14 protein-coding genes are annotated in these 12,575 nt (G+C 63.2%); 8 read left to right on the plus strand and 6 right to left on the minus strand.

Going from position 1 to position 12,575, the window contains the following annotated elements; translation table 11 throughout:
* From VQ044_RS10030 to folP, 4 genes are all read right to left on the minus strand, one after another.
* A partial coding sequence (locus VQ044_RS10030; protein ID WP_331827667.1) for a hypothetical protein occupies positions 1-409 on the minus strand: 409 nt, incomplete at its 3' end.
* Positions 410-808: 399 nt separating this feature from the next.
* On the minus strand, positions 809-1,213 hold the full coding sequence (locus VQ044_RS10035) for a hypothetical protein (protein WP_327647293.1): 405 nt from the start codon (positions 1,211-1,213) through the stop codon (positions 809-811).
* A complete protein-coding gene (gene folK, locus VQ044_RS10040) occupies positions 1,206-1,727 on the minus strand; it encodes a 2-amino-4-hydroxy-6-hydroxymethyldihydropteridine diphosphokinase (RefSeq protein WP_327647294.1) in 522 nt (173 codons plus the stop codon). The genes VQ044_RS10035 and folK overlap by 8 nt, the downstream gene beginning before the upstream one ends.
* Positions 1,724-2,584, minus strand: coding sequence for a dihydropteroate synthase (gene folP / locus VQ044_RS10045; protein WP_327647295.1), 861 nt, complete (start codon positions 2,582-2,584; stop codon positions 1,724-1,726). Before folP ends, folK begins: the two co-directional genes overlap by 4 nt.
* Positions 2,585-2,799: 215 nt before the next feature.
* Between folP and VQ044_RS10050 the strand changes: the two genes are divergently transcribed.
* The 7 genes from VQ044_RS10050 to VQ044_RS10080 all read left to right on the plus strand — a co-directional run bounded on the left by VQ044_RS10050 (position 2,800) and on the right by VQ044_RS10080 (position 9,616).
* A complete protein-coding gene (locus VQ044_RS10050; protein ID WP_327647296.1) occupies positions 2,800-3,561 on the plus strand; it encodes a phosphatase PAP2 family protein in 762 nt (253 codons plus the stop codon).
* A gap of 208 nt (positions 3,562-3,769) precedes the next feature.
* A complete protein-coding gene (locus tag VQ044_RS10055; protein WP_327647298.1) occupies positions 3,770-4,687 on the plus strand; it encodes an ABC transporter permease subunit in 918 nt (305 codons plus the stop codon).
* A 4-nt stretch (positions 4,688-4,691) separates the two neighbouring features.
* Complete coding sequence (gene livM / locus VQ044_RS10060; protein ID WP_327647300.1) at positions 4,692-6,152, plus strand: high-affinity branched-chain amino acid ABC transporter permease LivM; 1,461 nt, start codon at positions 4,692-4,694, stop codon at positions 6,150-6,152.
* Entirely contained in the window at positions 6,152-7,126 is a 975-nt protein-coding gene (locus VQ044_RS10065; RefSeq protein WP_327624794.1) for an ABC transporter ATP-binding protein, read from the plus strand. Before livM ends, VQ044_RS10065 begins: the two co-directional genes overlap by 1 nt.
* Positions 7,123-7,875: an ABC transporter ATP-binding protein gene (locus tag VQ044_RS10070; protein WP_327624795.1), complete on the plus strand. Its 753-nt coding sequence runs from the start codon at positions 7,123-7,125 to the stop codon at positions 7,873-7,875. Before VQ044_RS10065 ends, VQ044_RS10070 begins: the two co-directional genes overlap by 4 nt.
* Positions 7,875-8,225, plus strand: a complete 351-nt coding sequence (locus tag VQ044_RS10075; protein WP_327624796.1) for a DUF6867 family protein — start codon at positions 7,875-7,877, stop codon at positions 8,223-8,225. The genes VQ044_RS10070 and VQ044_RS10075 overlap by 1 nt, the downstream gene beginning before the upstream one ends.
* A 152-nt stretch (positions 8,226-8,377) precedes the next feature.
* Positions 8,378-9,616, plus strand: coding sequence for a branched-chain amino acid ABC transporter substrate-binding protein (locus VQ044_RS10080; protein ID WP_327624797.1), 1,239 nt, complete (start codon positions 8,378-8,380; stop codon positions 9,614-9,616).
* A gap of 140 nt (positions 9,617-9,756) precedes the next feature.
* Here VQ044_RS10080 and VQ044_RS10085 read toward each other — a convergent pair whose 3' ends face one another.
* Positions 9,757-10,533 (minus strand): enoyl-CoA hydratase, encoded by a 777-nt coding sequence (locus VQ044_RS10085; RefSeq protein ID WP_327647301.1) that lies wholly within the window; start codon positions 10,531-10,533, stop codon positions 9,757-9,759.
* Between the two features lie 96 nt (positions 10,534-10,629).
* The gene (locus tag VQ044_RS10090) at positions 10,630-11,397 is read right to left on the minus strand and encodes an SDR family NAD(P)-dependent oxidoreductase (protein WP_327647302.1); all 768 of its coding nucleotides are present in this window, start codon (positions 11,395-11,397) and stop codon (positions 10,630-10,632) included.
* 201 nt (positions 11,398-11,598) lie between these two features.
* Here VQ044_RS10090 and VQ044_RS10095 point away from each other — a divergent pair, with 201 nt between their 5' ends.
* Complete coding sequence (locus tag VQ044_RS10095; protein ID WP_327647305.1) at positions 11,599-12,456, plus strand: D-amino-acid transaminase; 858 nt, start codon at positions 11,599-11,601, stop codon at positions 12,454-12,456.
* Positions 12,457-12,575 lie beyond the last annotated feature (119 nt).

The following is a 12,575-nucleotide window of genomic DNA, read 5'->3' on the forward strand; positions in this document are numbered from 1 at the left end:
CACGGGCAGGAAACCGGCGAAACTGCATCGCTGACAGCGGCCAAATCTCATTCCGAACTGCGTGGTAGAGAGTTTTGAAACGGACTCTAAGCGTCTGGGCGTCCAGTTCTGACGGTGTCGGGACGCGCCCGAGTTCAACGCATCGGACAAGCAGCCTGACCAAGATGCGACTTGCCTGCTGATATCCGTCTTGCAGGATCTGCTTGCTCGCAGTTCCGCCGTGAACAGCCTTGGATCTCACGCCGTAAGCCTTTTTGATTTCCGCAAACCATCTCAGCTTTTCGTCGTGGCTCCCTTCAATCATGAGAGCGGAGTAAAGTGCGATCCTTCGGGTTAGCTCTCCATCAACCGATAGGAGACCCTCAATTCCCGACCAAAGAAGCATGATTCGCATGTCAAGATCGAACAATTGATGGGAATTACCATAGCAACGCATCGCTGCGCTGAATGTGGGAACCTTGATCAGATCGCGGAATTCGCCTCTATATTTCCTGGCCCATCGCAAACTTTCATCACTTAGAGTCCGTTTCGAAACTCACTGCGGCGGGTTCAAAGGCCCCTCGGATGGTCGCTCCGCAATGACATGATACCCGATTTCCGCGGGTTTGGGCGTCCCGGGTGACCCATGGAGGCTGGTCTTGGCAGGGTTTCGAAACGGCCTCTTAGAGTCCGTTTCGAAACTCACTGCGGCGGGTTCAAAGGCCCCTCGGATGGTCGCTCCGCAATGACATGATACCCGATTTCCGCGGGTTTGGGCGTCCCGGGTGAACCATGGAGGCTGGTCTTGGCAGGGTTTCGAAACGGCCTCTTATACACTTAACATCCGTGAATGGCGAATAATACTGTTACGATTAGCTGCCGTAAAAATAAAACGCGATCCAGAAGCAACGGAGAAGAGAGAGCAGACAGGAGCTCCGGCTGCAAGGGACAGTAAGTGAAAATCCCACAACGCGTTCCAGCTTTTAATTGCAAGCGCATCGCGGGGTCTTTCGCTCTCAACCCGCAGCGCGAAATTTGCTATATCGCGTCCGGTGACGACGGCTGAATAGTCGGTGAACCGCTCACTACCATCAGCCACTTCCTGCATTGTATAAATAGGAACTACCGGATCGACGAAGATTCCCTGCGCCAGCTCAAAACTGCGAGGGAGCATAATGCCATGGCCAATGATGCGAACGCATTGAGTGGATGCGCTCGTCGCAGTTCTAACCATTTGCCCGACGCTCCTCCCGCCACCAATTCCCGTCCTCGCTCGCCGGTTCGATCCCCTCCCGGTCGACGCGCGCAGCCCAGTCCGCTGCCGTCCGCTCCCCAAAGACCAGGTCCGGCGCGATATCGGCGAGCGGAATCAGCACGAAGGCCCGCTCGCTCACGCGCGGATGCGGCAGCGTCAGCGCCTTGTCCTCGTAAGGCATCCCGCCGTAGTCGAGCACGTCGAGATCGAGCGTGCGCGGTCCCCAGCGCTCGCGCCGCTCCCGTTTGAACGCCTGCTCTGTTTGAAGACACAGATCGAGGACGTCGCGAGGCCCAAGCGTCGTTTCGATGGCGGCGCAGGCGTTGACGAAAAAGGGCTGGTCGGTCTTGCCCCAGGGCGGGGTGCGATAAAGCCGCGAAGCGCCGAGGACACGCGTATCGTCGCGCGCGTCGATCAGGCGCAGCGCCGCCGCCATCGTCTTCGCCGGATCGCCGATATTGCCGCCGAGGCCGAGAATGGCTTTGGCCGTCACCAGCGTTCGCCCTTCATGGCGCGGCGCATGGCGTCGGTGATCCGCAGCGCGTCGCGGTTGGCCGGCACGTTATGGACGCGAAAGATGTCGGCACCGCGCTCGCGCAAAAGCGCGCTGGTCGCCGCCGTCGCGATGTCCGGCTCCGGATCTTCGCTGCCCACCGCGCCTCGCACGAAGCGCTTGCGCGAGGTGCCGACGAGGAGCGGAAAGCCGAGCGCCTTCAACTCGTCCAGCCGCGCCAGCAGCATCAAATTCTCCGGCCCGTCCTTGGCAAAGCCGAATCCGGGATCGAGGACGATCGCCGCGTCCGGCACGCCGGCGTTGCGGGCAATCTCCAGCGATTTCTCCAAAAACAGGAACTGATCGTCGATGACGTCAGGCCGTTTCTCACGCTCGCGCCCAGTATGCATCAGGCACAGCCCGGCGCCGGTTTCCGCCGCGACCTTTGCGATGGCCTCATCCCTCTGGGCGCCCCAGACGTCGTTGACGATATGCGCCCCGGCCGTCACGGCCAGCCGCGCGGTTTCGGAGCGATACGTGTCGACCGAGATGAGACAGTCGGAACGGCGCGCCAGTTCCTCGATCACCGGCATGATCCGGCGCTGCTCCTCGGCTGCGTCGATGGGCATCGCGCCGGGCCGGGTCGATTCGCCGCCGATGTCGACGATCGCCGCGCCCTCCTCGACCATCTTCAGCGACTCCGCCACCGCCGCCTCGACGCTGGCGTAGCGCCCCCCGTCGGAAAAGCTGTCGGGCGTGGCGTTGAGCACGCCCATGATGTGCGCGGCGCCGGATAGGTCGAGGCTGCGGCCATGGGCCACATGCCAGATTCCGCCGCGCGGTTCGATCAGGTCCATCTCTGCTCCGGTCCGTAAATCCCTTGGCTCTGTCGGTAGCGCCTGACAATCTTTCGCGCAATTATGTGCGCGCCTCCCATAGGTGGTCGAGTCGGGCCCAGAACGTTGACCGGACCGACCGAATGATGAACGGGTGACCCGGTGGTGGCCATGCTGAGCGCCAGCCTGCGTGCGACTGCCGCCATACCAACCATGTCATGACGAAAGCCGCCTTCATGAGACTTTACGCCGTCAAGCAATGGATCAGTGACCGGGTCGAATTGACCACTCTTATCGCCGCGCTCCTCGTCGCCGCATCGATCTGGGGATTCGTCTCGGTCGCCGGCGAAGTGGTGGAGGGAGACACCAAGGGCTTCGACGCCGAGATCCTGCTGTCCCTGCGCAATCCGGCCGATGCCTCCGACCCGCGTGGCCCGCGCTGGGCGGAGGAGTTCGGCCGCGACATGACCGCCTTCGGCGGCACGGGAGCGTTGGTCCTCATCACCGTCTTTACAGCCGGCTTTTTATGGATGCAGGGCAACCGCCGCTCGATGCTGCTGGTCCTCGCCGCGATCGGCAGCGGCTTCCTCATGAGCCAGCTCCTGAAATATGGCTTTGACCGGCCCCGTCCCTCGCTCGTCCCGCATGGCTCGTTCGTCTACACGGCGAGTTTTCCGAGCGGTCACGCGATGATGTCGGCGGTCACCTATCTGACGCTGGCGATCCTTGTCGCCCGTGTTCAAACGCAGCGACGGGTGCGCGCGTTTCTCATCAGCGTGGCGGTCTTCCTCACGGTGCTCGTCGGCGTCAGCCGGGTCTACCTCGGCGTCCACTGGCCGTCCGACGTGCTGGCCGGCTGGACGGCGGGCGCGGCCTGGGCGGTCGGCTGGTGGATGATCGCCAGATGGCTGGAATCGCGCGGCGCGGTCGAGCCTGAAGCGACCACAGCCGACGATTTCGATGGAAACCGGCCCGCACCCCGCTCGCCGACCATCTGAACATCGCGGCGGACGTGCCGCTGCTGCGTTCTGATCAAACCGCGACATCATGACTGTGCATGAGGTGAACAACTTTGCCGCCACGAGCCGCCGAGGCTTGCGGACGTAGCGTTGCTATGGAATTGATCATGGCATGCGACGCGGCGTTCCTGACAGCTCGATGCGTCGGCCGGAAACGGCGAACCCAGCACCGGAACACGGGCGGACCATGGAATATTTTCTCCAGCAATTGATCAACGGGATCACTCTCGGGTCGATCTACGGCCTGATCGCCATCGGCTACACGATGGTCTACGGCATCATCGGCATGATCAATTTCGCCCACGGCGAAATCTTCATGCTTGGCTCCTTCATCGCGCTCACCACGTTCCTCCTGCTCGCCGCGATCGGTATCACCTTCCTGCCGCTGGTGCTGGTGATCATGCTGGCGGTCGCCATGCTTCTCACGGCGCTCTGGGGTTGGACCATCGAACGGGTGGCCTATCGGCCGTTGCGCGGCTCGTTCCGGCTGGCGCCGCTGATCACCGCCATCGGCATGTCGATCTTCCTGCAGAACTTCGTCCAGATCACGCAGGGCGCGCGCGTCAAGCCGCTGCCGCCGCAGATCCAGGGCGGAATCACGCTCATCGACGGTCCCGGCGCCATCGCGGTGCAGATTTCCTACATGCAGATCATCATCATCGCGACCACCATCGTCCTGATGGCCGTTTTCTCGCTGATCATTTCGCGCACATCGCTCGGACGGCAGCAGCGGGCTTGTGAGCAGGACCAGAAGATGGCTTCGTTGCTCGGCGTCAATGTCGACCGGACGATTTCGCTGACCTTCGTGATGGGCGCCACCCTCGCCGCCGTCGCCGGCATGATGTACCTGCTCTATTATGGCGTTATCGACTTCTACATCGGCTTCGTCGCCGGCGTGAAAGCCTTCACCGCGGCCGTTCTCGGCGGCATCGGCTCGATGCCGGGCGCCATGCTCGGCGGTTTGGCCATCGGCCTGATCGAGACATTCTGGTCGGGCTATTTCTCGGTCGAGTACAAGGACGTCGCGGCCTTTTCCATTCTCGCGATCGTCCTGATCTTCATGCCGTCCGGCCTGCTTGGCCGGCCGGAAGTCGTGAAGGTCTGAGACGATGGCCGACGATCCGACAGCCGCCACGATCACTCCGGAAGGCGCCGAACTCAAGCAGGAAGAGCGCCGCGAGGCAGCACGCGGCGAGCCCCCCTTCGTAGAGGCACCGCAAAGCGACAGCCGCCTCGTCGCCTCGCTGAAGGAGGCGGGCATCACAGCGGCGATCGTCGCCGGGCTGACGCTGGTCTTTCTCGCCTTTCGCAGCGACATCGCGACCGGCGGCCTCGACCTCTTAGCCCGGCCGATGCTGTGGCTCAGCTGGATCGCCATCGCCTTCGTCGGGCGGTTCGTGCTGTCCTACTTCCTGTTCAAGGCCGAGCGGCCGATCAGCGGCTATTTCAAACGGACGAAGAGCCGGGCGGCCACCGGCGGCCTTCCGCTCGGCAAGGTCTTCGGTATCCTCCTGCTGTTTGTCGCCTTCACGCTGCCCTTCCTGCTCGACACGTTTCTTCCGAGCCAGAACCGCTATCTCCTCGACCTGGCCATCCTCATCCTCACTTATGTGATGCTGGGCTGGGGCCTGAACATCGTGGTCGGTCTCGCTGGCCTGCTCGATCTCGGCTACGTCGCCTTCTATGCGGTGGGCGCTTATTCCTTCGCGCTGCTGTCGACGAATTTCGGCCTCGGCTTTTGGGTTTGCCTGCCGATGGCCGGGCTGTTCGCGGCGATGTGGGGCGTCATGCTCGGCTTCCCGGTGCTACGCCTGCGCGGTGACTATCTGGCGATCGTGACGCTCGCCTTCGGCGAGATCATCCGTATCGTGCTGCTCAATTGGTACGAGTTCACCGGCGGACCGAACGGCCTGCTAGGCATCCCGAAACCGACCCTTTTCGGTCTCGAATTTTCGCGCGGTGAGGGGTCCTTCTCGGACTTCTTCGGCCTCGAATACAGCTCGGTGCAGCGCTTCGTGTTCCTGTATTATATCATTCTCGCATTGGCTCTGATCACCAATTTGGTGACCCTCAGGCTACGCAAGCTGCCCGTCGGCCGCGCCTGGGAAGCGTTGCGCGAGGACGAGATCGCCTGTCGCTCGCTCGGTATCAACACGGTCAACGTCAAGTTGACGGCTTTTGCCACCGGCGCGATGTTCGGCGGCTTCGCCGGCTCGTTCTTCGCTGCGCGTCAGGGCTTCATTTCCCCCGAAAGCTTCACCTTCATCGAATCGGCGATCGTGCTGGCCATCGTCGTGCTGGGCGGTCTCGGCTCGCAGCTCGGCGTGGTCATCGCCTCGGTGGTGATGATCGGCGGCATCGAACTCCTGCGAAACCTGACGGCCCTGCAGGCCGTATTCGGCAGCGATTTCGATCCCACCCAGTACCGGATGCTGATCTTCGGCTTGGCCATGGTGGGGATCATGGTGTGGAAGCCGCGCGGCCTGATTTCGTCTCGCTCGCCTTCCGTATTCTACAAACAAAAGAAGAAGATCGGCGCCGATCTTGTCGCCCAGGGCGAGGGTCACTGATGTTGAAGGAAAGCGAACGCTGGTCGGTCGACCCGGTCCTCACGGTCGAGCATCTGACGATGCGCTTCGGCGGCCTCACCGCCGTCGATGATCTGTCCTTTAACGTCGGCCGCGGCGACATCACCGCGCTGATCGGTCCGAACGGCGCCGGCAAGACCACGGTGTTCAACTGCGTCACCGGCTTCTACAAGCCGACCGAAGGGCGCATCGCGCTGCGCCGCGGCCGCGGCATCCCGGAGGCGAAGGTCCGCGAACTCACTGATAGCGGCCGGCAGTATATCGACGCCGAATCTGGCTCAATCTTTCTCCTCGAGCGCATGGCGGACTTCAAGATCACCGAGGTCGCCGGGGTCGCGCGGACGTTCCAGAACATCCGCCTGTTTGGCGGCATGACGGTGCTGGAAAACCTGCTCGTTGCCCAGCATAACAAGCTGATGGATGCCTCCAACTTCACCATCGGCGGATTGATCGGCCTGCCCGGCTACCGCCGCGCCGCAGCCGCCGCCAAGGACAAGGCCGTCGATTGGCTGCGTCATACCAACCTGCTCGATCGGGCGGACGATCCGGCGTCGGATCTTCCTTACGGTGCCCAGCGTCGGCTGGAAATCGCCCGCGCGATGTGCACTGATCCGTCGCTTCTGTGCCTCGATGAGCCGGCCGCCGGCCTTAATCCGCGCGAATCCGCCGAGCTCAACACGTTGTTGAAATATATTCGTGACGAGCACGACGTGTCGGTTCTGCTGATCGAGCACGACATGGGCGTGGTCATGGAAATTTCCGATCACATCATCGTCCTCGACTACGGCAAGAAGATTTCGGACGGTTCGGCCGACAAGGTCCGCAACGATCCGAAGGTCATCGCGGCCTATCTCGGCGTCGACGATGAAGAGGTCGACGCGATAGAGGAAGACCTTCACATCAAGAAAGGGCCCGCCAACGCCGCGCCCGCAAGCCCTCAGGGAGGCGCCACATGAGCGCCGTTGTCGAAACGCAGCCGACGGCCGAACCGTTGCTGACGATCCGTGGCCTTCAGACCTTCTACGGCAAGATCCAGGCGCTCAAGGGGGTCGATGTCGACGTTTACGAAGGCGAGATCGTTACGATGATCGGTGCCAATGGCGCCGGAAAATCGACGCTGATGATGACGATCTGCGGCAATCCGCGCGCCCGCGAGGGCCAGATCGTCTACCGCGGCGAGGACATCACCCATCTGCCGACCCATACCATCATGTCCAAGTCGATCGCCCAGTCGCCCGAGGGGCGCCGGGTGTTCGGGCGCATGACGGTGATGGAGAATCTCCAGATGGGCGCGATCCTGGAGGACGACTCCTTTTTCGACGACGATTTGCGCAAGGTCTTCGAGCTGTTTCCGCGCCTCAAAGAGCGCCGCGGCCAGCGTGGCGGCACCCTGTCCGGCGGCGAGCAGCAGATGCTGGCGATCGGACGGGCGCTGATGAGCCGGCCGAAGCTGCTGTTGCTGGACGAGCCCTCGCTCGGCCTCGCCCCTTTGATCGTCAAGCAGATCTTCGAGGTCATTCGCGAACTCAACCGCAACGAGGGCCTGACGGTCTTTCTCGTCGAGCAGAACGCCTTCCATGCCCTGCGCCTCGCCCATCGCGGCTACGTGATGGTCAACGGCACAATCACCATGACCGGCACCGGGAAGGAGCTACTCGCCCGCGAGGAGGTTCGCAGCGCCTATCTCGAGGGAGGAGCACACTGATGGCGCCCGAAATGTCCTTGCTCTGGGAAGTCGCGATCGGTGAATTCCTGTTCGTCACGGTAATTCTGGGCGGCGGCGGCGCCTGGATGATCGGGCGGTCGACAGCTCTGACCTGGAGCGGCTGGGGTCTGATGGCGTTCTATGTCCTGCTTCTGACCATCGCGGTCCGCTTTATTCATTTCAGCCTGTTTGGCGGGACCTTCTTTCTGCCGCCCGCGACCTTCGGCGTCGCGTTCTACTATGCGCTTATCGATTACATCGTGCTGTTCGCTTTCGCGGCCGCCGGGCGCAGTTTCGTGCGCACTCGGCAAATGAGCCGGCAATACGGCGTTTTGCGCCACGAAAACTGATCGGTCTGCTCCGCGATTCAGCATCTTTGAATTTTTAGGCCGGCGCTATTCCAACGCCGGCCGATCCGGTCTTTAATCCCCGCCAGGAGGGGATGCACATTGCATCTCCGTGGCCTTCTGGCCGCCTCAAAGAATAAACAGGGAAGATTCTCATGAAGAAAATACTTCTAGCGGGCGCAGCGCTCAACCTCGTCTTCGCGGGCGCGGCCTACGCCGAGATCACTATCGGCGTCGCCGGCCCCATGACCGGCCAGTATGCCAGCTTCGGCGAGCAGTTGCGCACCGGCGCCGAGCAAGCCGTCGCCGACATCAACGCCAAGGGCGGCGTCAACGGCGAAATGCTGAAACTGTCCGTCGGCGACGACGCCTGCGACCCGAAGCAGGCCGTCGCGGTCGCCAACCAGTTTGCCTCGCAGGGCGTGCCCTTCGTCGCCGGTCACTTCTGCTCGGGTTCCTCGATCCCGGCCAGCCAGGTCTATAACGACGAGCAGATCGTGCAGATCTCGCCGGCCTCGACCAATCCCGATTTCACCGACAAGCGTCCCGGTGGCGGCATCTTCCGCGTCTGCGGCCGTGACGACCAGCAAGGTGAGGTTGCCGGCAATTACATCGCCGAGACTTTCCCAGATCTCAAGGTCGCGATCATCAACGACAAGACCGCCTATGGTAAGGGCCTGGCCGACGAGACGCAGAAGACTTACGAGGCGGCCGGCAAGACCCCGGTTCTCGTGGAGTCCTACACCGCCGGCGAAAAGGACTACACCGCTCTTGTCACCAAGATGAAGGAAGCCGGCGTCGGCCTCGTCTATGTCGGCGGCTATCATACCGAAGCCGGCCTGATGGCGCGTCAGATGCGCGAGCAGGGTATGGACACCATCTTGATGTCCGGCGATGCACTGGTCAGCGACGAGTACTGGGCGATCACCGGCGATGCCGGCCAGGGCACGCTGATGACCTTCTCCCCGGACCCGCGCAAGAACGAGGCGGCCGCTCCGGTCGTCGCCGAGCTCGAGAAGCAGGGCAAGACCGCCGAGGGCTACGTGCTCTACACCTACGCGGCGATCCAGGCTTGGGCGGACGCGGTGACCAAAGCCGGCTCCACCGACTACGACCCCGTCGTCGAGGCGCTCAATGCCAACGATTTCACCACTGTGATTGGCGATCTGAAGTTCGACGACAAGGGTGACGTGACCCTGCCGGGCTACGTCCTCTATGAGTGGAAGGACGGCAAGTACGACTACGTCGAGACCGCCGATGCCGGCGGCGCGATGATGAAAGACGACAAGATGAAAGAGGGCATGGAAAGCATGTCCAAGGAAGGCGAGAAGCCTGCGGACGGCGCAGATGCCGAGAAGCCGGCCGACCCGGCAGGCGAAACCACGACCAAGTAAGACGGTCGGCGGGCTCTGCCCGCGCCATCCGACAGTGACAGAACCCCGGCGCTCGGCGCCGGGGTTCTTTTTCATCTGGCCTGTGCCGGGTTACGACCGCGACACCCGTTCCCTCGCAAACCGGTGCCGCAGGCTCACTGTCAGCCGTGTCGGAAGGTCGCCGGCCGCTTCTCGCGGAAAGCCGACATCCCCTCCTTCTGGTCACCGCCGGCAAACAGCGCGTGAAAGATCCGGCGTTCGTGCAGAAGTCCCTCGCGCAGACCTACCTCGAAGGAACGGTTGGTCGCTTCCTTGGCGGTCATCGTCGCCGGCTTGGAGAAGTCCGCGATCGTCTTCGCCGCGCCGAGCGCCTCCTCCATCAGTCTATCCGCCGACACCAACCGCGAGACGAGGCCGATGCGCTCGGCCTCCTCGGCGCCGATCATTCGGCCGGTGAGGATCATGTCCATCGCCTTGTACTTGCCGACTGCGCGGGTCAGGCGCTGGGAGCCGCCCATGCCGGGAATGATGCCGAGCTTGATCTCCGGCTGACCGAACTTGGCGCTGTCGGCCGCGATGATGAGGTCGCACATCATCGCCAGCTCGCATCCGCCGCCGAGAGCGAAGCCGGCGACGGCCGCGATCATCGGCGTGCGCACCCGCTCCAGCGCCTCCCATTCGGCAAACCAGTCGGCGAGCATCATCTCCATCGCCGCGCGGTCTTCCATTTCCTTGATGTCGGCCCCGGCAGCGAAGGCCTTTTCCGAGCCGGTGATCAGGATCGCGCCAACCTCGGGATCGCGGTCGAGCGAGCCGGTCAGCTCGACCAGTTGGCGCATGACCGCGCTGTTCAGCGCGTTCAGCGCCTTGGAACGATTGAGGGTGAGGATCGCGACGCGGCCCTCGCGGCGTTGAAGGACGATGTCGGTTTCGCTCATGGGTTATCTCCCGCTGGATCGAGCCAGGACGAGCACCGCTCGCCCGTGTGGCAGGTCTATGGGCCGGCCTCGCGATCGCGTCCGGCCGAAAGTCGATTATTTGGGCTGCATCCGGATCGCGCCGTCGAGGCGGATCGTCTCGCCGTTCAACATCGGGTTCTCAACGACGTGGATAGCGAGCTTGGCGTATTCCTCCGCCGTTCCGAGCCGCGAGGGGAACGGGATCGAGGCAGCGAGCGAGGCCTGCACCTCCTCCGGCATGCCAGCCAGCATCGGCGTCTCGAAGATACCGGGGGCGATGGTCATGACCCGAATGCCGGACTTGGCGAGGTCGCGCGCCATCGGCAGCGTCATCCCCGCGATACCGGCCTTGGAGGCTGCATAGGCGACCTGCCCCATCTGCCCGTCGAAGGCGGCGACCGAGGCCGTGCCGACGATGACGCCGCGCTCGCCGTCCGCGTTCAACGGCTCGGCCTCCGACATCCTCAGCGCCACCTGGGACGAGAGGTTGAACGTACCGATGAGATTGACGGCGATCACTTTCTGGAACAGCGCCGGATCGTGCGCCTCGCCGCGCGACACCGTCTTGCGGCCGACTGCGATGCCGGCGCAATTGACCAGAATGCGCGGCGTTCCGTGCGCCTCGACGGCCTTGGCCACGGCGTCGGCCACTGCGCCCGGATCGGACACGTCGCACTTGACGAACAGGCCGCCGATCTCGTCGGCGACCGCGCGACCGCCCTCCTCGTTCAGGTCGAGCACGGCGACCTTCGCGCCCATCGCCGCGAGCGCCCGCGCCGTGCCACGGCCAAGCCCCGATCCCGCACCCGACACGATCGCCGGCGTCGTCTGTCCAATGTCCAAGAATCTCTCCTCCGGTTTCGCTGGCCCGACTCGATTGTCTCTCGCGGTCGGTCCCTGTTCCCGATGAATTAGCACGTCGCTGGACCTGCGAAAGCCCCAGTGAGAGGACTCCGCCTAACGGCGATATCGTGCGACGACCTTCCCTGCCCCGCCGCCCTGTCGTATGGAGCGGGCAACGCAACATCCGGCCCGGAGTTTGGCATGAGCCGCACCGTCTACGTCAATGGCGACTACCTCCCGGAACAAGAGGCAAAGATTTCGGTTTTCGACCGTGGCTTCCTGTTCGCCGACGCGGTCTATGAGGTGACCAGCGTCCTGTCGGGCAAGCTCGTCGACTTCGCCGCCCACATGAAGCGCCTCGAGCGTTCGCTGTCGGAGCTCAAGATGGCGACCCCGGCCAGCGACGCGGAACTCCTGGCGATCCACCGGGAGCTGGTGAAGCGCAATGGCATCGACGAAGGCATGGTCTATATGCAGGTGACGCGCGGCGCCGCCGACCGCGACTTCCTGTTTCCGCCGGAAGAGACCAAGCCGTCGCTGGTCCTGTTCACCCAGGCGATGGGGCTGCGCGACAAGCCCGCCGCGCGCACCGGCATCAAGATCGCGTCGGTGCCGGATCTGCGCTGGGCTCGCCGCGACATCAAGACCGTGCAGCTGCTCTATCCCTCGATCGCCAAGACGGAAGCCAAAGCGAAAGGCGCTGACGACGCCTGGTTGGTCGAGGACGGTATGGTCACTGAAGGCACCTCCAACAATGCCTACATCCTCACGGAAGACGGCGCCCTGGTCACGCGCGCGCTGTCACATGCGATTCTGCACGGCATTACCCGCGCCGCCGTGTTGCGAATGGCGGAGGAGGACGGCCTGCGGATCGAGGAGCGCAGCTTCACGCTGGAAGAGGCCAAGCGGGCCAAGGAAGCCTTTATCACCTCCGCCTCCGCCTTCGTGCTGCCGGTGGTGGAGATCGATGGCGTGACGCTCGGCGACGGCGCGCCGGGGCCGGTGGCGCGGCGGCTACGCGAAATCTACCTGGCCGAGGCGGACCGCACGGCGATCTGAGGATAGTCCGAGGACAGGCGATCGAGGGCATCCAAGCTTAATAGCCTCGGCCAAGCTTTTCAATTTTATGCCCTTGCGGAATTTTTTGCTTATTTAGGGTTGTCATTCCGGTCTTTTTG

Source organism: Aurantimonas sp. C2-5-R2, from assembly GCF_036549495.1.
GTDB lineage: Bacteria > Pseudomonadota > Alphaproteobacteria > Rhizobiales > Rhizobiaceae > Aurantimonas > Aurantimonas coralicida_A.